At 39.4% G+C, this 22,303-nt stretch carries 21 protein-coding genes and 1 riboswitch; of the genes, 20 read left to right on the plus strand and 1 reads right to left on the minus strand.

Annotation, left to right across the window (positions count from 1 at the left end; genetic code table 11):
- Positions 1-34 precede the first annotated feature (34 nt).
- The 17 genes from V8G61_RS10745 to V8G61_RS10825 all read left to right on the plus strand — a co-directional run bounded on the left by V8G61_RS10745 (position 35) and on the right by V8G61_RS10825 (position 18,293).
- Positions 35-1,207: a trans-sulfuration enzyme family protein gene (locus tag V8G61_RS10745; RefSeq protein WP_394875667.1), complete on the plus strand. Its 1,173-nt coding sequence runs from the start codon at positions 35-37 to the stop codon at positions 1,205-1,207.
- Positions 1,208-1,219: 12 nt separating this feature from the next.
- Positions 1,220-1,633 carry an RrF2 family transcriptional regulator gene (locus V8G61_RS10750; RefSeq protein WP_394875668.1) on the plus strand — a complete coding sequence of 138 codons (414 nt, stop codon included), beginning with the start codon at positions 1,220-1,222 and terminating at the stop codon, positions 1,631-1,633.
- A gap of 179 nt (positions 1,634-1,812) precedes the next feature.
- On the plus strand, positions 1,813-2,058 hold the full coding sequence (locus V8G61_RS10755) for a DUF2061 domain-containing protein (RefSeq protein WP_394875669.1): 246 nt from the start codon (positions 1,813-1,815) through the stop codon (positions 2,056-2,058).
- Positions 2,058-2,678, plus strand: a complete 621-nt coding sequence (locus V8G61_RS10760; RefSeq protein ID WP_394875670.1) for a phosphoadenosine phosphosulfate reductase family protein — start codon at positions 2,058-2,060, stop codon at positions 2,676-2,678. The genes V8G61_RS10755 and V8G61_RS10760 overlap by 1 nt, the downstream gene beginning before the upstream one ends.
- An 11-nt stretch (positions 2,679-2,689) precedes the next feature.
- Positions 2,690-3,595: a sulfate adenylyltransferase subunit CysD gene (gene cysD / locus V8G61_RS10765; RefSeq protein WP_394875671.1), complete on the plus strand. Its 906-nt coding sequence runs from the start codon at positions 2,690-2,692 to the stop codon at positions 3,593-3,595.
- Between the two features lie 89 nt (positions 3,596-3,684).
- Positions 3,685-4,932, plus strand: coding sequence for a sulfate adenylyltransferase subunit 1 (locus V8G61_RS10770; RefSeq protein ID WP_394875672.1), 1,248 nt, complete (start codon positions 3,685-3,687; stop codon positions 4,930-4,932).
- An 8-nt stretch (positions 4,933-4,940) separates the two neighbouring features.
- Positions 4,941-7,034: a HEPN domain-containing protein gene (locus V8G61_RS10775; RefSeq protein WP_394875673.1), complete on the plus strand. Its 2,094-nt coding sequence runs from the start codon at positions 4,941-4,943 to the stop codon at positions 7,032-7,034.
- 6 nt (positions 7,035-7,040) lie between these two features.
- Complete coding sequence (gene cobA, locus V8G61_RS10780) at positions 7,041-7,811, plus strand: uroporphyrinogen-III C-methyltransferase (protein WP_394875674.1); 771 nt, start codon at positions 7,041-7,043, stop codon at positions 7,809-7,811.
- Between the two features lie 4 nt (positions 7,812-7,815).
- Complete coding sequence (locus V8G61_RS10785) at positions 7,816-8,397, plus strand: bifunctional precorrin-2 dehydrogenase/sirohydrochlorin ferrochelatase (RefSeq protein WP_394875675.1); 582 nt, start codon at positions 7,816-7,818, stop codon at positions 8,395-8,397.
- A 4-nt stretch (positions 8,398-8,401) separates the two neighbouring features.
- Positions 8,402-9,454 carry an NAD(P)/FAD-dependent oxidoreductase gene (locus V8G61_RS10790; RefSeq protein WP_394875676.1) on the plus strand — a complete coding sequence of 351 codons (1,053 nt, stop codon included), beginning with the start codon at positions 8,402-8,404 and terminating at the stop codon, positions 9,452-9,454.
- A 14-nt stretch (positions 9,455-9,468) separates the two neighbouring features.
- Entirely contained in the window at positions 9,469-10,212 is a 744-nt protein-coding gene (epsC, locus tag V8G61_RS10795; RefSeq protein WP_394875677.1) for a serine O-acetyltransferase EpsC, read from the plus strand.
- On the plus strand, positions 10,196-11,086 hold the full coding sequence (cysM, locus tag V8G61_RS10800) for a cysteine synthase CysM (protein ID WP_394875678.1): 891 nt from the start codon (positions 10,196-10,198) through the stop codon (positions 11,084-11,086). Before epsC ends, cysM begins: the two co-directional genes overlap by 17 nt.
- Before the next feature lie 74 nt (positions 11,087-11,160).
- Positions 11,161-11,278: riboswitch (SAM riboswitch) on the plus strand.
- A 52-nt stretch (positions 11,279-11,330) separates the two neighbouring features.
- Positions 11,331-12,335, plus strand: a complete 1,005-nt coding sequence (locus V8G61_RS10805) for a homocysteine S-methyltransferase family protein (protein WP_394875679.1) — start codon at positions 11,331-11,333, stop codon at positions 12,333-12,335.
- Between the two features lie 242 nt (positions 12,336-12,577).
- The gene (gene metH, locus V8G61_RS10810; protein ID WP_394875681.1) at positions 12,578-15,247 is read left to right on the plus strand and encodes a methionine synthase; all 2,670 of its coding nucleotides are present in this window, start codon (positions 12,578-12,580) and stop codon (positions 15,245-15,247) included.
- A 191-nt stretch (positions 15,248-15,438) separates the two neighbouring features.
- Positions 15,439-16,395, plus strand: a complete 957-nt coding sequence (metF, locus tag V8G61_RS10815) for a methylenetetrahydrofolate reductase [NAD(P)H] (protein ID WP_394875682.1) — start codon at positions 15,439-15,441, stop codon at positions 16,393-16,395.
- A 37-nt stretch (positions 16,396-16,432) separates the two neighbouring features.
- Entirely contained in the window at positions 16,433-17,533 is a 1,101-nt protein-coding gene (locus V8G61_RS10820) for an acyloxyacyl hydrolase (protein ID WP_394875683.1), read from the plus strand.
- A 16-nt stretch (positions 17,534-17,549) separates the two neighbouring features.
- Entirely contained in the window at positions 17,550-18,293 is a 744-nt protein-coding gene (locus tag V8G61_RS10825) for a head GIN domain-containing protein (protein ID WP_394875684.1), read from the plus strand.
- On the opposite strand, the gene gldA is transcribed toward V8G61_RS10825, so the two are convergent.
- A complete protein-coding gene (gene gldA / locus V8G61_RS10830; RefSeq protein WP_394875685.1) occupies positions 18,280-19,194 on the minus strand; it encodes a gliding motility-associated ABC transporter ATP-binding subunit GldA in 915 nt (304 codons plus the stop codon). The genes V8G61_RS10825 and gldA overlap by 14 nt on opposite strands.
- Positions 19,195-19,476: 282 nt before the next feature.
- Here gldA and V8G61_RS10835 point away from each other — a divergent pair, with 282 nt between their 5' ends.
- From V8G61_RS10835 to V8G61_RS10845, 3 genes are read left to right on the plus strand one after another with little or no spacing between them, the layout of a single operon-like run.
- Entirely contained in the window at positions 19,477-20,304 is an 828-nt protein-coding gene (locus V8G61_RS10835) for a prephenate dehydratase (protein WP_394875686.1), read from the plus strand.
- Entirely contained in the window at positions 20,301-21,446 is a 1,146-nt protein-coding gene (locus V8G61_RS10840) for a pyridoxal phosphate-dependent aminotransferase (RefSeq protein ID WP_394875687.1), read from the plus strand. The genes V8G61_RS10835 and V8G61_RS10840 overlap by 4 nt, the downstream gene beginning before the upstream one ends.
- Positions 21,443-22,294 carry a prephenate dehydrogenase gene (locus tag V8G61_RS10845; protein WP_394875688.1) on the plus strand — a complete coding sequence of 284 codons (852 nt, stop codon included), beginning with the start codon at positions 21,443-21,445 and terminating at the stop codon, positions 22,292-22,294. Before V8G61_RS10840 ends, V8G61_RS10845 begins: the two co-directional genes overlap by 4 nt.
- The last annotated feature ends 9 nt before the right edge of the window (positions 22,295-22,303 follow it).

A 22,303-nucleotide genomic window follows, 5' to 3' on the forward strand; every position in this document is an offset into this window, starting at 1 on the left:
GAAAAAAGCGTAGTGAGCAGCTTAAAATAAGTTTATGAGTAGTAAAAAGAGACATATAGAAACAGAGGCCATTCGTAGTCAGTTGGATCGTACAGAATTTTTAGAACACTCTGTACCCTTGTATCTAACTTCAAGTTTTATTTTTGAGGATGCTGAAGATATGCGGGCGTCATTTTCGGAAGAAAAAGAGCGCAATATTTACAGTCGCTTTACGAATCCCAATACGAGTGAATTTGTGGATAAAATTTGTAAAATGGAGGGTGCTGAAACTGGTTATGCATTTGCAACCGGCATGGCAGCCGTGTTTTCAACATTTGCCGCTTTGCTAAATAGTGGTGATCATATCGTCTCTGCACGATCAGTCTTTGGATCTACGCATAGTTTGTTTACTAAGTTTTTACCAAAATGGAATATAACGACAAGTTATTTTGATATTAATAAACCGGAAACGATTGAATCTTTTATCACTCCAGCGACTAAAATTTTATACGCTGAGACACCTACCAATCCGGCGGTGGATATTATTGATATGGACGTATTGAGTAGTATTGCGAAAAAACATGATTTGATCCTTATCATTGACAATTGTTTTGCTACACCTTATATCCAGCAACCTATCAAACACGGTGCGCATTTGGTGATACATTCTGCTACAAAATTGATCGATGGTCAGGGGCGCGTTTTAGGAGGTGTTACCGTAGGTCAGGCTGATCTGATTCGGGAAATCTATTTGTTCTCCAGAAACACGGGTCCGGCCTTATCTCCATTTAACGCCTGGGTGCTCTCTAAAAGTTTAGAAACACTACCGGTTCGTGTAGAAAAGCATTGTGAGAATGCTATGAAATTAGCAGTGTTTTTGGAAAATCATCCGAAGATCAATTGGGTAAAATATCCTTTTTTAAAGTCACATCCGCAATATCAGGTGGCTAAAAAGCAAATGAAATTAGGAGGCAACATTGTAGCTTTTGAAGTAAAAGGTGGCATTGATGCCGGTCGTAAATTTCTAAATAGCATAAAGATGTGTTCGCTTTCCGCAAATTTAGGGGATACCCGAACTATTGTAACCCATCCGGCTTCAACCACCCATAGTAGTTTGGCTGAAGAAGACCGCTTAGCCGTTAATATTACGGATGGTTTGGTGCGAATCTCTGTAGGGCTTGAACATGTAGATGATATTATTATTGATCTGGAACAGGCATTAAATTAGTATATTAGCAGAATGCTTTCCAAGAAAACAAAATACGGACTAAAAGCCCTCACATATATCGCACGTCATGAGGGAGAAAACCCTGTTCAGGTCGGGGAGATTGCCAAATTTGAGCAAATCCCACAGAAATTTTTAGAAAGTATTTTATTAACGCTTCGTAAATCGGGTTTCCTTGGATCTAAAAAAGGGAAGAACGGTGGCTATTACTTATTAAAGGAGCCTGAGTATATTTTAATGACGGAGGTTATGCGGGTTCTTGAAGGTCCCATCGCAATGGTGTCCTGTGTAAGTTTAAACTATTATGAACCTTGCGATGATTGTCCCGATGAGAAAACGTGTAGCGTTCACAAACTCATGTTAAAGGTTCGTGATAACACCCTCGATATATTCCGGAACACCACTTTAGCTGATTTTTCTAAGGCTTAACCTCTACGACTTTCTCAATTTTTATTGATTATCTTCTCAATATTTAAAGGAATTGCCTAAAATTCTATAATATTCAAAAAAATTAAATCATCTCCTTTTTTCTTCCAAATTTATTTATACTTTTGTATTTCCTACTAAACTGATAGGAATTATATGAAATACTAAATAGTTGTGATATCATGTTAATACAAACGAAAGAAAAAACAAATTATAAAGAGGACGTTCTGGATGAGAAACCGCTTCGAAGTATTGTGAAATCTTTGAGTTGGCGTACTATAGGAACGTTGGATACCATACTTATTTCCTGGTTAATAACGGGGAAACTAGATTTAGCCTTTTCAATTGGAGGGATCGAACTGGTCACTAAAATGATATTGTACTTTTTTCACGAGCGTATTTGGAACACCATTCAATGGGGAAAATAATGATAAAACAAGAATACATAACTAAACTAAATAGAGATTTGGCAGCAGCTGAGCCGGAAGCGATTATTAAACAAGCCTTAGCGCTTTCCGGCAAAGCAGTTGTCACTACAAATTTTCGTCCATATGAGGCGGCAATTTTGCATGCTGTCACTGAAGTTTCACCCAGAACAGCTGTAGTTTGGTGCGATACGGGATACAATACGCCACAAACCTATCGTCATGCCGAGGCCGTTATTAAACAATTAGATTTAAATATCTTTTTATATGTTCCGAAACAAACGGCTGCGCATCGCGATGTGGTATTGGGCATTCCTCAAATTGATACACCGGAACACACCATATTTACCGAACAGGTAAAATTGGAACCGTTCACCCGGGCCATGGCAGAACATCAACCTGAAGTTTGGTTTACCAATTTAAGAAAAGGGCAAACGGCCTTTAGAAACAGTATCGATATTTTCAGTTTGAGTAAAGATGGCGTCCTTAAAGTGAGTCCATTTTACCATTGGTCTGACGAGCAATTAGACGCTTATTTAGCAACACATAAGTTACCAAACGAATTTAAATATTTTGACCCCACAAAAGCATTGGCCAACAGAGAATGTGGCTTACATGCTTAAACACAAAAACAATGAAACAAGACACATCTCATATTAATTCATTAGAGAACGAAGCGATCTACATTCTGAGAGAGGTTGCGGCACAATTTGAAAAACCGGTACTTCTATTTTCAGGAGGAAAGGACTCGATTACTCTGGTTCGATTGGCTGTTAAAGCCTTTTATCCGGCTAAGGTTCCATTTCCATTGATGCATATCGATACTGGGCACAATTTCCCTGAGACTATAGAGTTTCGGGACCGCTTAGTTAAAGAACTTGGTCTGGATCTTATTGTGCGTCATGTGCAGGACTCTATTGACGAAGGAAAGGTTTTTGAAGAATCCGGACGTTATGCGAGCCGTAATTCACTGCAAACTACCACGCTTTTAGATGCTATTGAAGAATTTAAGTTCGATGCGTGCATCGGTGGAGCACGTCGTGATGAAGAGAAAGCACGTGCTAAAGAACGTATATTTTCGGTTCGTGATGATTTCGGTCAGTGGGATGAAAAGAATCAACGACCTGAATTATTCGATATGCTTAATGGCAACATCGAAATCGGACAAAATGTTCGGGTTTTTCCAATTTCAAACTGGACGGAACTGGATGTTTGGTCTTATATCGAAAGAGAACAAATTGAAATTCCATCCATTTATTTTGCTCACAAACGTAAGGTCTTTTTACGTGATGGATTGATCTGGACCGCTGATGATGAGGTTGTTTATCGTGATAAACATGAGGAAGTGTTTGAGGAATTTGTAAGATTCCGAACCGTAGGTGATATGAGTTGTACCGCAGCTGTAATGTCTTATGCCACCACGATTGATAAGGTGGTTGAAGAGATCAGAGAAAGCAGTATTTCAGAGCGCGGTGCTCGAATTGATGATAAACGCTCGGAGGCCGCCATGGAGAAACGTAAACAACAAGGTTATTTCTAAAATTCGAAGGTATTTGATTCGAGTTTTATTCAAAAAAAATTTAAAAAATTAGTTTCAGCTAAGCTGAAATGAGTTAGTCAAAAGACATTATGGAAGTATTAAAAATAGCAACAGCAGGAAGTGTAGATGATGGGAAAAGTACACTCATCGGACGATTACTTTATGACACAAAATCGTTGACAACCGATAAGCTTGAAGCCATTGAAAAAACAAGCAAGCAACGAGGATATGATTATTTGGATTTTTCCTTAGCCACCGACGGCTTGATCGCCGAACGCGAACAGGGCATTACTATTGACGTAGCCCACATTTATTTTTCAACCAAGAAGAAAAGCTACATTATCGCAGACACCCCGGGTCATGTAGAGTATACAAGAAACATGGTTACCGGTGCGTCCACCTCGCAAGCTTCCATCATCCTTATTGATGCACGAAAAGGTGTTATCGACCAAACGAACCGTCACTTTTTCATCAACAACCTTTTACGTATCAAAGATGTGGTTGTGGCGATTAATAAAATGGATTTAGTTGATTATTCTGAAGACATTTATGAAAATATCAAATCTGATTTTGAAGCTTTGATGGCGAAGCGTGATTATCAGGATCAAAAAATAACCTTTATTCCTGTAAGTGCTCTAAAGGGTGATAACGTAGTAAATAAATCTAAGAAAATGACCTGGTATGAAGGTGAAACGTTATTAGAACATTTAGAAAAAGTACAAAAGGCAGATATTTTCAATGTGGGTACGCCACGTTTTCCTGTGCAATACGTAATTCGCCCTAAAACAGAAGATTTTCATGATTTTCGCGGCTACGCCGGAAAGGTTTATGGTGGTGAATTAAGCGTTGGTGATGAGGTTGTGGTACTGCCTTCACAAACGCGATCAAAGATTAAAGCGATCTATTTTTACAAGGATCAGTATCAAACGGCGTCCAGACGTTCATCTGTAACCATCACCTTGGAAGATGAAATTAATGTAAGTCGGGGCGATATGATCGTAAAAGCAAATGACCTACCCACCGTAGATAAACAATTCACAGCCAATGTTTGCTGGATGGATGCTGAAAAATTAACTCCCGGAGCAAAATATGTGGTACAGCACGGTGTGAATAAAGTTCTTGCCAAGGTAGACGCTATCAATCATAAGATACATCCGGATTATTCAGGGATTGAAACTGGGGCAACTGATTTGGGTATGAACGATATTGCGTCGGTAAGTTTCAAACTGAATAAGCCTATTTTTTATGATGCTTTTAAAAATCATAGAACAAATGGGTCCTTCATTTTAATCGACACTAGAAATAACAACACGGTTGGTGCCGGTTTCATTCAATAAATAGAAACATGCAAAGTTTTAGAACAGAAATAGAAAATCCACTTGTGGAACGCGATATTATTGAATTAGCTCAAAAAATTGAACAATTCAATAACAAAAATATAGACGAGGAGAAGTTCCGTAGTTTACGTCTGGCACGAGGTGTTTATGGACAACGTCAGGAAGGTGTGCAAATGATCCGTATCAAATTGCCTTATGGGAAAGTGAAGAGTCATCAATTGCGTCGTATTGCTGATGTTTCCGATGAATACTCGCGCGGCCGATTACATATTACCACGCGTCAAGATATTCAAATTCATTATGTGGATTTGAATCGTACACCAGAACTTTGGGCAGAATTGGAGCGTGATCAGGTCACTCTGCGTGAGGCCTGTGGAAACACGGTTCGAAATGTAACCGCGAGCGAAACGGCCGGTATTGACGTGAACGAACCTTTCGATGTTTCGCCTTATGCTGAAGCGGTATTTAAGTTCTTTTTACGTCATCCCATCTGTCAGGAAATGGGGCGTAAATTTAAAGTGTCTTTTTCATCATCTGACGAAGATACCGGCTTATCATACATGCACGATCTGGGCTTTATAGCTAAAATCCAAAATGGTGTTCGTGGTTTTAAAGTGATGATTGGTGGAGGTTTAGGATCTCAACCGCGTCATGCTGATGTATTTTATGAGTTTTTGGAAAGTGATAAGATCATCCCTGTAATGGAAGGGGTGTTGCGTATTTTCGATCGCTATGGCGAACGTAAAAGTCGCGCGAAAGCTCGTATGAAATTTTTATTGAAGGATATCGGTTTAGATGCCTTAAAGGAATTAATTGCTGAGGAACAAAAAGCTATTGAAAATAATTCTGTGCCCATTGATGCCGATGCTTATGAAGCCTCGCAACCAAAAAGTGTCGAAGTTCCTGAGGTGGAGATCGCAGATAAAAAAGCTTTCGAATTATGGAAATCCAATAACTTGGTGCCTCAAAAGCAAGAGGGTTATGTGGCTATCGGAATTAAAGTGTTGCTTGGCGATTTTTATACGGATAAAGCGCGTTTATTAGCTGATCTTGTTGAAGAATATGCTGCAGGAGAAATTCGTTTAACGCTCCGACAAAACATTTTAATTCCTTTCGTAAAAGAAGATCTCATACCTTTTTTCTATACCGAATTGAAAAAATTAGGTTTTGCTGAACCGGGTTATAATAAGGCTGTTGATATAACAGCGTGTCCCGGAACTGATACTTGTAATCTGGGTATTGCAAGTAGTACGGGAATTGCCGATGAGTTAGAGCGCGTTATTAAAGCGGAATATCCACAATATTTGAATAACGACGACGTGGTTATTAAAATCAGTGGTTGTATGAACGCTTGTGGCCAACATAATATGGCGCACATCGGTTTTCAAGGCATGTCTGTGCGAACTCCGGATAAATTAGTAGCACCTGCTTTGCAAGTGTTATTAGGTGGTGGTAATAAAGGAAATGGGCAAGGTGTTTTTGCTGATAAAGTAGTGAAAGTTCCCAGTAAAAGAGGTCCGGAGGCGTTGCGACGTATTTTAAATGATTATGAAGCAAATGCAGAAGGAAAATCCTTTGAGGCCTATTACACCATAACCGGTGAACGGTATTTCTATGATCTGTTAAATGATCTACAGGATGTTTCTAATTTGACGCAGGACGATTTTATAGATTGGGGAACGAATGAGGAATATGTGAAAGAAATAGGTATCGGGGAATGTGCCGGTGTTGTAGTGGACCTGGTAGCGACATTATTTTTGGAAAGTGAAGAAAAGATTGAAAGCGCAGAAGAAGCCTTCGAAAATAAGGTGTATTCACATGCTATTTATCACGCTTATACATCCATGGTCAATTCGGCGAAAGCCTTATTAATTGCGGAAAACAAAAAAACCAATTCTCAGGCAAATATCATTAAACAGTTTGATGAGCTATTTGTTGAATCCGGTGAACTTAGCTTAGGCCAGACTTTCTCAGATATTATTTATCAAATTAATAAATTTCAACCAAGCGAAGAATTTGCGACTCAATATATTGAAAACGCAAAGAAATTTTTAAACCAAGTAAGAGCGTTTAGAGAATCTTCCGTTGGAGCGTTAAAATAATGCGTTATGAGAAATGAAGTAGGAAAAATTCCAACATTAACGGTTGTGGGCGCAGGCCCCGGAGATATTGATTTGATTACGCTTAAAGCTATCAAAGCGATTAAATCAGCCGATGTTATTCTTTATGACGCTTTGGTTAATGAAGATTTACTAGAGTATGCCAAAAAAGATACCGAGTGTATTTTTGTTGGGAAGCGCAAAGGATGTTATAGTTATCAGCAAGACCAAATCAACGACCTCATTGTCATGAAAGCCCAGACAAAAGGCCATGTGGTGCGCTTAAAAGGTGGCGATCCCTTTATTTTTGGTCGTGGTGCCGAGGAAATTGATTATGTACGTTCTCATGGATTGGAAACCTATGTGGTTCCTGGAATCAGTTCAGCTTCAGCAGTACCCGCGTATCAAGGTATACCACTTACAAAACGTGGAGCTTCTGAAAGTTTTTGGGTCGTTACGGCAACAACCAGACATCATTCCTTGTCTGAGGATGTCGCTTTAGCGGCACAGTCTACGGCTACGGTAGTTATTCTCATGGGAATGCATAAGCTTTCAGAAATCGTAGAGATTTTCAAAAGTGCAGGGAAAAAAGATACATCCGTTGCCATCATCCAAAATGGAACCAGAAAAGATGAACAGGTTGGAATTGGTACTATAGATACGATTGAGTATCTTGCAAAAGAAAAAAAATTGAGTTCTCCTGCGATTATAATTATTGGTGATGTAGTTAAGGAACGAGCTGTTTTAGGCAGGATAAATAAAGAATTCGCGAAGGCATAAAATTATGGATCGAAATAATCTATATCCTATTTTTTTAAAAGTGAAAAACCTTGAGGTGCTTATTGTTGGCGGAGGCTATGTGGCAGAAGAGAAGCTTCACTTTTTATTAAAGTCGAGTCCGGATGCTAAGGTAACTATGGTATCGCCGATGTTTCGTTCGGATACCATAGCGCTAGCAAAAACAGGAGAGGTGACTTTGGTTGATGACGTCTACAAAAAAGAATATTTAAAGGGTAAGCATATCGTTGTAGCTACGACCGATATACCCGAGGTTAATATTAATGTTTGGCGTGATTGCCGGGCTGAGGCTAAATTAGTTAATGTAGCTGATAACCCTCCATATTGTGATTTTTACATGGGAGGCATAGTGACCAAAGGCAATGTTAAAGTAGCGATTTCAACAAATGGAAAATCGCCAACAACCGCCAAACGTTTACGTCAGTATTTTGAGGAGGTAATTCCTGAAAACATTGATGATTTGGTAAAAAATTTAAATGAATACAGAAAAACAATACAAGGAGATTTTGAGGAAAAAGTAACAACCCTCAATGAATTTACGAAAGGATTAATTGCGAAAAAAGAATAATAACATGATAAAGACAGATATCCTAATTATAGGAGCAGGACCAACAGGGTTATTTACCGTATTTGAAGCGGGTTTATTACAATTGAAATGTCATTTGATAGATGCTTTACCGCAACCAGGCGGGCAGTGTTCTGAGATTTACCCTAAAAAACCGATATATGATATTCCCGGTTTTCCGGAAATATTAGCGGGTGATTTAACTCGAAATTTATTAGAGCAAGGTAAACAGTTTAAACCAGGGTTTACTTTGGGAGAACGTGCTGAAACTATAGAAAAACAAGACGATGGATCTTTTATTGTAACAACCAATAAAGGAACCAAGCATCAGGCCCCTGTGGTGGCTATTGCTGGAGGTTTAGGGTCTTTTGAACCCAGAAAACCGGTGCTTGATAACCTTTCCAAATTTGAGGATAAAGGTGTAGAATATATCATAAAAGATCCTGAAATATACCGCAATAAAAAAGTGGTGATTTCTGGTGGTGGTGACTCCGCTTTAGATTGGAGTATTTATTTAGCCGATATTGCTTCCAATGTGACCTTAGTGCATAGAAGAAATCAATTTAGAGGCGCCTTGGATTCGGTTGAAAAAGTACGCGAATTAACACTTTTGAATAAAATTGACTTAATTACTCCTGCCGAAATCACTGCCTTACATGGAAATGGCAAGATTGATTCGGTAACTGTTGATAAAGAAGGTGAGATCAGTTTAATTGAAACAGATCATTTTATACCTTTGTTCGGCCTGTCGCCTAAATTAGGACCAATAGCAGATTGGGGCTTGGAGATTGAAAAAAATGCGATTAAAGTAGATAATTCTCTGAATTATCAAACGAATATCCCCGGCATTTTTGCAATTGGAGATGTAAACACGTATCCTGAAAAATTGAAACTGATTTTATGTGGATTCCATGAAGCGACGCTCATGTGTCAGGCAGCTTACCGTATTATTAACCCCGGTAAAAAGTATGTGTTAAAATATACAACGGTTAGTGGGGTTAATGGTTTCGACGGTACGCGCAAAGAAGCACCAAAAGCTGTTGTTCAATCCATCAAATAACATATTCCACGTACGTGAAAAGTTATAATGTTTGTTTAAAAGATACTGTTAAAACATTTACCAAAAAGCTATTTTATTCTTTATTCGACGCCCAACAGGCAGAGCTGCATAAAGATTTCTTAGAAACAACCTTTCTAAAAATTTTAAATAAGCTGGATATTGAAAATGGAGAAGTGATCTGGAAGGCATTTCAACAGCAGTTGCCGGAGATTCGTCAGAAACTGGATAAGGATGCGATTGCCTTTGAATGTAATGACCCCGCTTCGCATTGTTTGCAAGAAATATATTTGGCCTATCCAGGCTTTCATGCGATTTCTATTTATAGGTTAAGTCATGAGTTACATACTCTTGGTGTTTATATTTTACCTCGAATGATGAGTGAATATATCCATGGCATTACGGGAATTGATATCCATCCCGGAGCTTCCATAGGTGAATCGTTTTATATCGACCACGGTACAGGGATCGTAATTGGGGAAACCTCAATTATTGGTAATCAGGTAAAAATTTATCAAGGTGTTACTTTAGGAGGTATTCAAATTTCTAAGGAACTGGCTTCTGTAAAACGCCATCCGACCATTGAGGATAATGTAACGATTTATGCGAACGCCACTATTTTAGGAGGCGATATTATTATTGGAAAAAATAGCATCATCGGGGCTAATGTGTGGATTACTCAATCGGTACCCGAAAACTCTGTGGTGACTTATCAAACTGAAATAAAAATCAGACCTAGAAAAAATGGCATTCGAAAATAGCATATTAGGTCAAATAGGGAACACCCCTTTGGTAGAAGCAACGCATTTACTTGCCAAACCGGGAGTGCGTTTGTTTTTAAAGTTGGAGGGTAATAATCCGGGCGGTAGCGTAAAGGATCGGCCTGCTTTTAATATGATCAACGAAGCCTTAAAACGCGGTGATATTAAAAAAGGAGACACGTTAGTGGAAGCCACAAGTGGCAATACCGGGATAGCTTTGGCTTTTATAGCAAATCTTTTAGGGTTGAACATGGTGTTGATTATGCCTGAAAATTCCACCGAAGAGCGCGTAAAGACGATGCGGGCTTATGGTGCTAAGGTTATTTTGACATCGGCTGATATTGGAATAGAAGGATCACGGGATCTTGCCTTTAAACTGCGTGATGAAGAAGGCTATACCTTGTTGAATCAGTTTGAAAATGACGATAACTGGAAAGCGCATTATAAAACTACAGGTCCGGAGATATGGGAAGCTACTAATGGAAAGATAACACACTTTGTAGCTACTATGGGAACCACAGGCACCATCACCGGAACCTCAAAATATTTAAAGGAACAAAATCCAGATATTCATATTGTGGGAGCACAACCGGCAGAAGGCGCTAGAATTCCCGGAATTCGCAAGTGGTCGCCTGAATATGTGCCAAAATTTTTCGACCCTAAACGTGTTGATACCGTAATTGATGTGTCTGAAGAAGATGCTAAAATCACGACCCAGCGTTTGGCTAAAGAAGAGGGTGTTTTTGCCGGTATGAGTAGTGGTGGCTCGGTGTATTGCGCCTTACAAACCGCTGAGAAATTGGACGAGGGATTAATCGTCGCTGTAATTTGCGACCGTGGCGACCGTTATTTATCCTCAACTTTGTTCGATTAAGAATATTTTAGAACCTTTTTCAAGGTTAAGAAAAATATAGTTATTATTTTTGTCGCAGTTCATAACCGTACTAGATGTTATCAAGAAAGGCTGAGGGACTAGACCCGCTGAAGCCTTGGCAACCCTTTTTCTGGAAACAGATGAAAGAAGGTGCTAAGTTCTACTAATAAACTTTTATTAGAAAGATAACGAAAAGTGTTTCCCTTACTTTTCTTGATGACATACAGGTATAAAAAATAGAGGTATGTCAATAACCCTACATAAAGCTTTACAAGACCGTATTTTAGTGCTCGATGGTGCTATGGGTACGATGTTGCAGGCCTATCAATTTAAAGAGGCCGATTTTAGAGGCGAGCGCTTTAAGGATTATCCAACGGCATTGCAAGGTAACAACGATTTGCTATCCATTACCCAGCCACATGCTATAAAGGAGATCCATGCAAAATATTTTGCAGCCGGAGCGGATATTGTTGAGACCAATACTTTTTCGGGAACGCGTATCGCTATGGCCGATTATCAGATGGAAGATCTGGTATATGAGCTGAATTATCAATCGGCAAAGTTGGCGCGGGAAGTGGCAGATGAATTTACATCAAGAGAACCTCATAAACCACGTTTCGTTGCTGGATCCATTGGGCCTACGAACCGAACGGCGAGTATGTCGCCTGATGTGAATGATCCCGGGTACCGTGCGGTCACTTTTGAAGAACTGCGTGAAGCTTACAAAGAACAGGTTGAAGCTTTAATGGATGGTGGCTCGGATATTTTACTGGTGGAAACCGTATTTGATACCTTGAATGCAAAAGCGGCTTTGTACGCTATTGAAGAAGTGAAAGAAGAACGTGCTATTGATATTCCCATCATGCTGAGTGGCACCATAACCGATGCCTCAGGTAGAACCTTATCTGGACAAACTGCGGAAGCTTTTTTGATCTCAGTATCACATATTCCTTTATTATCTGTTGGATTCAATTGTGCTTTGGGTGCTAATTTACTGCAACCCCATTTGGAAGCTATTGCACATAAAACTGAGTTTGCAATTTCGGCACATCCTAATGCGGGCTTACCAAATGCCTTTGGTGAGTATGATGAGTCTCCGGAGGATATGGCAGAACAAATTGAAGCCTATTTTAAAAAGAATTTGGTGAATATCATTGGTGGCTGTTGCGGCACAACCCCGGAACACATTCGGGTGATCGCCGAGACCGCTGCTAAGTATGAACCACGGCCTTTGGCTGTAACAGTTTAGAATGAAAATGATTAATAAACACCGTCATAGCGAGCAAAGCGAAGCATTCTTTCGAATAAATAGCTTTAAGGGTTTGTTTAAAAAGATTACCACGTCGTGAAGCTCTTCGTAATGATACAAAAGATGGAAAATGTCATTCAGAGCAAAGCGAAGAATCTCAAATAGATAAATTTAGAAGAGATTCATCAGTCACTGCGCTCCTTAGGGATGACAATGAAATAAAATTGAATTAATAGTAAAACATGGCATTAAAACAAACAAAATACATGCGCTTATCCGGTTTAGAACCATTGGTTTTAAATGAGAACAGCAATTTTGTAAACGTAGGTGAACGTACCAACGTGGCAGGATCGCGCAAGTTTTTACGTTTGATCAAAGAAGAACAATTCGATGAAGCTCTGGACATTGCAAGACACCAGGTAGATGGCGGGGCGCAGATTATTGATATCAATATGGATGATGGCTTGATCGATGGTAAAACAGCCATGGTTCGTTTCCTAAATCTTATTGCCGCCGAACCGGATATTTGTCGGGTGCCTATTATGATAGACAGTTCAAAATGGGAGATCATTGAAGCCGGTTTACAGGTGGTTCAAGGGAAGTGCGTCGTGAATTCTATTTCTTTAAAAGAAGGTGAAGAAAAATTTATATGGGAAGCCAAACAAATAAAACGCTATGGCGCTGCTGTGATCGTGATGGCTTTTGATGAAGTAGGGCAGGCCGATAATTACGAACGTCGTATTGAGATCGCGAAGCGCTCTTATGATATTTTGGTAAACAAGGTTAAATTTCCTTCCGAGGATATTATTTTCGATCTTAATATTTTTCCGGTGGGTACTGGTATGGAGGAACACCGAAGAAACGCTATTGATTTTATTGAAGCGACACGTTGGGTGCGGAATAATTTACAAAATGTATCCGTTAGTGGCGGTGTGAGTAATGTGTCCTTTTCATTCCGAGGTAATAATGTGGTGCGCGAAGCCATGAATTCTGCCTTTTTGTATCATGCTGTACAGGCCGGAATGAACATGGGGATCGTAAACCCTGCGATGCTAGAGGTTTACGACGATATTCCAAAAGATCTTTTGGAACACGTGGAAGACGTTTTGCTGGATCGTCGGGATGATGCTACCGAACGGTTGTTGGAGTTTTCCGAAACCGTAAAGGGTGAAAAAGTTGGAAAAACTGCTGATTTATCCTGGAGGGAGAAGCCCTTGCAGGAACGAATTACTCACGCCTTGGTTAAGGGCATTGATGCCTTTATTATTGAAGATATTGAAGCAGCCCGACAGGCCGCGAAAAAGCCTATTGACGTGATCGAAGGGGAGCTTATGACCGGTATGAACGTGGTAGGAGATCTGTTTGGGGCAGGAAAAATGTTCTTGCCACAGGTGGTAAAATCAGCACGGGTTATGAAAAAGGCTGTGGCCTACTTGAATCCTTTTATTGAGGCTGAAAAAACAGATAAACAAGAACCTGTTGGAAAAATATTGATGGCTACCGTAAAAGGTGATGTACACGATATTGGTAAAAATATTGTAAGTGTGGTACTGGCCTGTAATAATTATGAGATCGTAGATCTTGGGGTTATGGTACCCCCCGAAAAAATTATAGAAACAGCTATTAAAGAACGCGTGGATGCCATAGGTTTATCAGGTTTAATTACCCCTTCGTTGGATGAAATGGTATACCTAGCCAAAGAAATGCAACGTGAGAATTTTGAAGTACCTCTACTGATTGGTGGTGCTACAACCTCAAAAGCGCATACCGCAGTTAAGATTGATACCCAATACAAGAATGCCGTAGTTCATGTAAATGATGCCTCGCGTGCTGTAACCGTGGTTGGCGACCTTTTGAATAAAACCAACAGTAAAGCTTATGTTGCGAAACTTAAAACGGAATATGAAGAATTTCGGACGAAGTTTTTGAAACGCGGTAAGGAGAAAAATTATATTTCCCTGGCAGAAGCTCGTAGCAAAAAGTTTATGCCGGATTGGGAAACCCATCCGCCAGTGAAACCTAAGGAAATGGGAATTCAGGTTTTAGAACAGCTGAGCTTAAAAACCTTATTGCCTTATATAGATTGGAGTCCGTTTTTTAGGAGTTGGGATCTGCATGGCAGATATCCGGATATTTTAAAGGATGAGGTTGTGGGTGAACAAGCCACACAATTATTTGAGGACGCCCAAGCCATGATCCAGGAAATTATTGCGAAACAGCAATTAAAGCCAAAAGCGATTTTTGGTCTGTTTGAAGCCAACAGCGTGGAAGACGATATAGTTGTAAAGAAAAAAGGTGAGGCCATAGCGGTTTTCAGGACATTACGCCAGCAATTAAAAAAGCGGGAAGGTCTGGCTAATTTTGCATTAGCTGATTTTATTGCTCCGGAAACTTCCGGGACATCTGATTATATAGGTGCTTTTTGTGTGGGAATTTTTGGGACTCAGGAATTGGCTGACCGATATAAGGAAGCTCATGACGATTACAATGCTATTATGGCGCAGGCATTGGCAGATCGATTTGCGGAAGCCTTTGCTGAGTATTTACACAAACAAGTGCGCACGAAACATTGGGGTTATTCGCCGGGTGAAAGTTTGAGTAACGACGAATTAATTAAAGAACATTATAAAGGCATCCGGCCGGCACCGGGTTATCCGGCCTGTCCGGACCACTTGGAAAAAGAAACCATATGGGACCTGCTGGATGTTGAAAATAAAATAGGTGTAAGTTTAACGGAAAGTTTGGCCATGTGGCCGGCGGCGGCTGTATCGGGTTATTATTTTGCGCATCCGGAGGCGAAGTATTTTGGATTGGGTAAAATTACCGATGATCAGGTGACCGATTATGCCAACCGAAAAGGAATTCCAAAAGCGAAAGCCCGAAAATGGTTGCACCCCAATATTGCTGAATAATTTGCGTTAGCGATTGCAGCGGCATCCTTTTTTGACGTAGGAAAAAAAAGATATAGCGGAAAGCGCGACCCTTGTGGTAACGCCCAAATAATATAGAAATGAAATACCCAGAAATAAGAAGTTTGAAAATTCCAGCTGGGTCCGAGGATGGGTATCGCATCTGACCAATAAAAACAAAAGAGAATTACCAGATGAAAGTAACTGAACATATTGAAAACGCGAAGGGAAAAACGCTGTTTTCGTTTGAGATTATTCCACCGAAAAAGGGAACGAGTATTGACGAACTGTACAATAATATTGACCCGTTGATGGCGTTTAATCCGCCGTTTATTGATGTAACAACCTCTCGAGAAGAGTATGTGTATATTGATAAAGGCGATGGGCTTTTAGACCGGAAAATTACGCGGATGCGCCCCGGAACTGTAGGGATTTGTGCGGCGATTAAGCACAAATATAATGTGGATACCATACCGCATGTGTTGTGTGGTGGGTTTACTAAAGAGGAGACCGAATATTTACTGGTAGATTGCCATTATTTGGGGATTGATAATGTGATGGCGCTGCGTGGCGATGCGATGAAACATCAGCAGTATTTTGAGCCTTCGGAAGGCGGAAATCATTACGCTTGCGACCTAGTAAAACAGATGAATAATTTGAATCAGGGTAAGTATTTGCTAGATGTGGTGGAATCGGATTATAAAACAGATTTTTGTATTGGCGTGGCGGGTTACCCTGAGAAACATTTGGAAGCACCATCGATGCAATCTGATTTAAAAAGGTTGAAAGAAAAAGTTGATGCCGGTGCAGACTACGTGGTTACACAGATGTTTTTTGATAATAAGAAATTTTTTGATTTTGTAGAAAGTGCGCGTGAGATGGGAATCACGGTTCCGATCATTCCAGGCATCAAACCGATTGCTGTGAAACGGCACTTACAATTATTACCACAGGTTTTTAAAATTGATATTCCTGAGGAGTTAATTACGGCCGTAGAAGGGTGTAAAGATAATAAAGCGGTGCGCGAGGTAGGGGTTGAGTGGGCAATTCAGCAAAGTAAGGAGCTTCGGGATTTTGGTGTGCCTGTATTGCATTACTACTCGATGGGTAAAAGTGATAATATTAAAGCGATCGCAGAGGCCTTGTTTTAAAAATTCTCTTACATTTGCCGCATAATTGTACCCATTAATGCGCCTATTTCTTTTTGGAATTGTTTTTTTTCTAAGTTTTCATGGTGTTTCACAAGAGAAACATTACACGGAGGCTTTGGATTTGAATTATTTTTACGGCAACATTACCCTGCATAACAACGATATTCTACATTTAATTAAAGGGCATCCTGAAGGCTTTATTTTGGGTTGGAATAAACAAACCTATGGTTTTAAAGACTGGGAGCAACGCTTTAATTATCCGGATTACGGATTTTCTTTGGCCTATCAGAATTTAAAAAACCCAGAATTAGGAGGCGTCGTTTCGGCCTATGCCCATTACAACTTTTACTTTTTAAACCGGCACATGATGTTGCGAATTGGTCAGGGTTTAGCGCATACAAATCACCCTTATGACAAAGTTGAAAACTATCGCAATATCGCATTTGGTTCACGTATCATGAGCAGCACTTATGTGATGCTAAATTATAAAAGTAAACCCTTGTTTAAAAACTTTGGTTTGCAGGGTGGATTGGCCTTAATCCATTATTCTAATGCGAATGTGAAGGCGCCTAATGCTAGTGTGAATTCCATAACCCTGAATTTGGGTGTGACCTATGATCTGGATGCCGAAATGCAGCCTGAATATCAGTATACTTTGGCTGAAGATGATAAAAAGTTTACGGAGCCTATAAAATACAATGTTGTATTTCGTTCGGGCATCAATGAGAGTGACGTGGTAGGCAGCGGAAAATATGCTTTTTATATTTTTTCTGGTTATGCCGATAAGCGGTTGAGCAGAAAAAGTGCTTTGCAATTTGGAGCTGATGTATTTTTTTCCAACTTTTTAAAGGAATTGATCTATTACAGAAGTGTTGCTTATCCTGAAGAAAATGTATCAGGCGATGAGGACTATAAGCGTGTTGGCCTTTTTGCCGGCCATGAATTATTTATTAACAGATATTCGGTAGTTAGCCAGTTGGGTTATTATGTATATTATCCGTATGATTTTGAAGGTAGAACCTACTTTCGGGTTGGTTTAAAGCGTTATTTTGGCGATAAATGGTTTGGCGCGATAACCTTAAAATCGCATGGTGCCAAAGCCGAGTGTGTTGAATTTGGGGTTGGTTTGCGTCTGTAACAAATGATAGTTTAAAATGAAAAAAGCAATTTACATACTGGTGTTTTTGATGTTGGGATGCAACAGTGAAAATGCTGGTGATTGTTTTCAAACGGCCGGACCTTTGGTTCAGGAAGAAGTTATTGTGGCGCCGTTTGACAAAATTTTGGTGAATCGTAATATAGAACTGATCCTGAAGGACGGACCTAGCCAAAAAGTTGTTATTGAAGCAGGGCAGAATTTAATGAATGATGTCTTAGCTACAGTGACTGACGGTAAACTCACATTAACCGATAATAACACCTGTAATTTTGTGCGTGATTACTCAAGTATTAAGGTGTATATTACATCTCCCAATATTACCGAAATACGCGCTTCTACGCAATATGATGTGCGTTCTGATGGGGTATTAAGCTATCCTAGTTTTACTATTTTATCAGAAGATTTTAATGATCCAGATGGTTTTCCCAGTGCTAATTTTTATCTGGAATTGGATGTGACCACCTTTCGTGTGGTTTTTAATAATTTATCTAATTGTTTCGTTTCGGGTCAGGCTACAAACTTAAACGTAACTTTTGCTGCCGGAACCTCTCGTTTTGAAGGACGGAATCTTATCGCTGAAAACGTGACCATCTGGAATCGAAGTTCTAATGATATGATCTTGAATCCCCAACAAGCTATTACGGGAAAAATATCGGGTATCGGTGATGTGATCTGTGTGACACGACCGCCAATTGTTGCTGTTGAAGAACTCTATCGAGGACGACTTATTTTTGAGTAGTTTCTGCCTTACCGGTCAGATCTCTAAAAAGGCTTTCTAAACTAGCATTCTTTTGGTTGAGCTGGAGTATTTTCAATTTATTGTCGTGGGCAAAATCAAACACATGGCCACGCATGTCTTCCGTTGTTTTAAAGGTGATCTCATACACAAAATCATAACTATTGACCACGTTTTTTACCTCAGGTAGCTGTTGTAAAAAGGCCTCTTCTACACGGTAATCAAATTCCACAATAACCGTTTGCTCCTTGTCGTCGCGCAGCGCCTTTAATTTTTTATCAGCAACGATCTCACCTTGGTTAATAATGATCACGCGATCGCACATGGCTTCCACTTCCTGCATGATATGTGTGGATAGGAATACCGTTTTGGTTTGCCCTAAACTCCGGATAAGATTTCGAATATCTACCAATTGGTTCGGGTCTAAACCTGTGGTGGGTTCATCTAAAATTAAAACCTCCGGATCATGAAGTAGGGCATTGGCCAATCCCACTCGTTGGCGATATCCTTTGGAAAGTTGCCCAATCTTTTTATGGGCCTCAGGCGTTAAACCTGTTTGTTCAATAACGGCGTCTATTCGGGATTTGGGAACTTTATAAATACCGGCGTTGAATTGTAAATACTCACGAATATAAAGATCTAAATAAAGCGGATTGTGCTCGGGCAAATAGCCAACACTTTTTTGAATATTTTCGGGATTGTCATCAATGTTAAAACCATTTACCAACGCAGTGCCTTCAGAAGGTCTTAAGTAGGTGGTTAAAATTTTCATCATGGTAGATTTCCCTGCGCCATTTGGACCCAAAAAACCAACGATCTCGGGGCTGTCAATTTTAAAGGACACCTGGTTCAAGGCTTTCTGTTTACCATATAGTTTGGTGATCCCGGAAACTTCAATAGACATATATTAAAATATTTATTCAAAAATAATGATTATCTAATGTATTTTGGCAATTGCTGTAAATTCTTTAAAACTTTTCAAAAAAAAGTAAAAAATGGTTTTAAGTATTTTGATTTCTTAAATTATTAAGTACATTAGCCGCATAATTACAGTCATGACAGGATTCTATACATATTTTAACAACTGGTTTTATTTCTTTTATAGCAAAGGAATCGAGGCGTTGTATGTATAATTTATAAAGATAAATTTAATATGGGTCTCGATGAAAATCGGGACTTTTTTTTTATGATCAATACAGTTGCAATACAGGGCGTTAAAGGATCTTTTCATCATATTGTGTCACAACAATTTTTTGAAAAGCCTAGAGAGATCATCGAGTGTTTAACCTTCGATGATGTTGTTGCTGCGCTTCTCGAGGGTCAATGTGATGCTGCGATCATGGCTCTGGAAAATTCCATCGCCGGATCGATCATCCCTAATTATGCCTTAATAGATAATCATGGCTTGCACATCGTTGGAGAGCATTATGTAGATGTGCAACACAATCTGATGGTGCTTCCGGGACAGCACATTGAAGATATCACAGAGGTGTATTCCCATCCCATGGCCTTATTGCAATGTAAGGAGTTCTTTAAAAAATATCAACATATCAAATTGGTTGAGGATAAAGATACTGCTGAAGTAGCACAACGCATTCAGGCTCAGCAATTAAAAGGTGTAGGCGCCATTGCGAGTGTTATGGCTTCTGAGATCTTTGAATTGGATATTTTGGCGCGAAGCATTCAAACCATAAAGTCGAATGAAACGCGTTTTGCGATTGTAAAAAGGAAAAATTCTGAAATACCAGAAAACGAAATAAACAAAGCGTCTATTAAATTTGAAGCCGATCACAAACGAGGAAGTTTGGCAACTATTTTAAATGTGATGAGTGATTGTAAGTTGAATTTAACTAAAATACAATCTTTACCCATTATTGATACGCCTTGGAAATATGCTTTTTTTGTTGATGTGACTTTTGCCACTTACGCGGATTTTAAGAAAGCACAATCTATTATTGAAATTATGGGGCAGCGGTTTAAGGTTTTAGGCGAATATAAAAATGCAAAACTATGATAGCGACAGCCGATAGGTTACATAGTGTTGAAGAATACTACTTCTCAAAAAAATTGCGGGAGGTAAATGCCTTAATTGCCAGTGGTAAACCGGTAATAAATTTGGGTATAGGAAGTCCTGATCTACAGCCGCCACGTAAAGTAATTGATGCGCTAACTGCTGGAATTTTGGATGCTCAGGCTCACAAATACCAGAGTTACCAAGGCTTACCCGAGTTGCGAAAAGCCATTTGTGATTTTTATAAAACACAATATGACGTTCGTTTGGAACCGAATTCAGAGGTGCTTCCACTTATGGGAAGTAAAGAAGGGATCATGCACATTTCTATGGCTTTTTTGAATAAAGGTGATGAAGTATTGATTCCAAACCCGGGATATCCAACGTATCAATCGGTGACCAGATTATTGGAAGCGAAACCAGTGTTTTACAATTTAAGCTCAGAGAATAACTGGTTGCCCGATCTAAAAGCTTTGGAGCAAAAAGACCTCAGTAAGGTGAAGCTGATGTGGGTTAATTATCCGCATATGCCTACTGGAGCAGTGCCTACAAAGGCGGCGTTTACAGCTTTGGTGGCCTTTGCTCAAAAGCATAAGATATTGATTATTAATGATAATCCGTATAGTTTTATTTTGAATGAGAATCCGATGAGCATTATGGCCATTGATGGTGCCAGGGAAGTTTGTATGGAGTTAAACTCTTTGAGTAAAACCTTCAATATGGCCGGTTGGCGCGTGGGTATGGTCGTGGGTAACGCTGAGCATATAAATCATGTTTTAAAAGTAAAGAGTAATATGGATTCAGGGATGTTCTATGGCATACAGAAGGGCGCTATTGAAGCTCTGAAATGTTCTAAAATGTGGTTTAGCACTCTAAATGATGTTTACCGCGAGCGACGTGATGTGGTTTGGAAACTAGCTAAAGCTCTGGATTGCACCTATGATGAAAATGCTACCGGACTTTTTGTTTGGGCGAAATTACCGAAAGATATAAAGGCGGAGGATTTTATTGATAGGATATTACAAGAACAGCACATTTTTATAACGCCCGGAACTATTTTTGGTACACAAGGTGAAGGTTATATTCGGTTTTCCCTTTGTGCCGATACAGAATTATTAGAGGAAGCATTAACACGCATATCATGACGAATATTTATTCTATAGGAGTTGGTTTAATTGGGGGAAGCCTTGCGTTGGATATTAAAAAGAATAATCCGGAGGTTGTAATTCATGGTATAAGTCGGAAGGATGAAACCTTAAATAAAGCTTTGGAACTCAAAATTATTGATAAAAAAGCAGTGTTGGAGGATGTGAAGCATGCTGATCTGGTTATTGTTTCCATTCCGGTGGATGCTACCGTAAAATTATTGCCTGCGATTTTGGATCTGATTCCGGATACGGGGCTGGTAGTTGATGCTGGATCGACAAAATTTGATATTTGTAAAGCTGTTGAAGATCATCCTAAGCGACGAAATTTTCTGGCCATGCATCCTATCGCGGGTACTGAGTTTTCTGGACCTGAAGCAGCTTTTGAAGGGCTTTTTATGGGAAAGACCAATATTGTTTGCGAGGTTGAAAAGACCACGTTCAAACTTCAGGAAAAAGCTTTAAAATTGTTTACAGATATTGGTATGCGAATTCGCTATATGAATCCTGAAGCACACGATAAGCACATTGCTTACATGTCACATTTATCGCATATTAGTTCCTTTATGTTAGGAAAAACAGTAATTGAAAAAGAAAAGAACGAACGTGATATTTTCGACATGGCTGGCAGTGGATTTGAATCGACCGTACGTTTGGCAAAAAGTTCACCCGAAATGTGGACACCCATTTTTGAACAAAATAAAACCAATGTTATTGAAACCCTGGAAGAGTATATAACCAATTTAAAACATTTTAAAGAGCTTATGGAACAAAACGATTTCGAGGCTGTTTTTAATGAAATGAAAAACACAAATCATATAAAAGATATTTTAAACGGAATTGCTTAAGTAATATAT

It is taken from the genome of Gaetbulibacter sp. M240, from assembly GCF_043876815.1.
Classification (GTDB): Bacteria; Bacteroidota; Bacteroidia; order Flavobacteriales; family Flavobacteriaceae; genus Gaetbulibacter_A.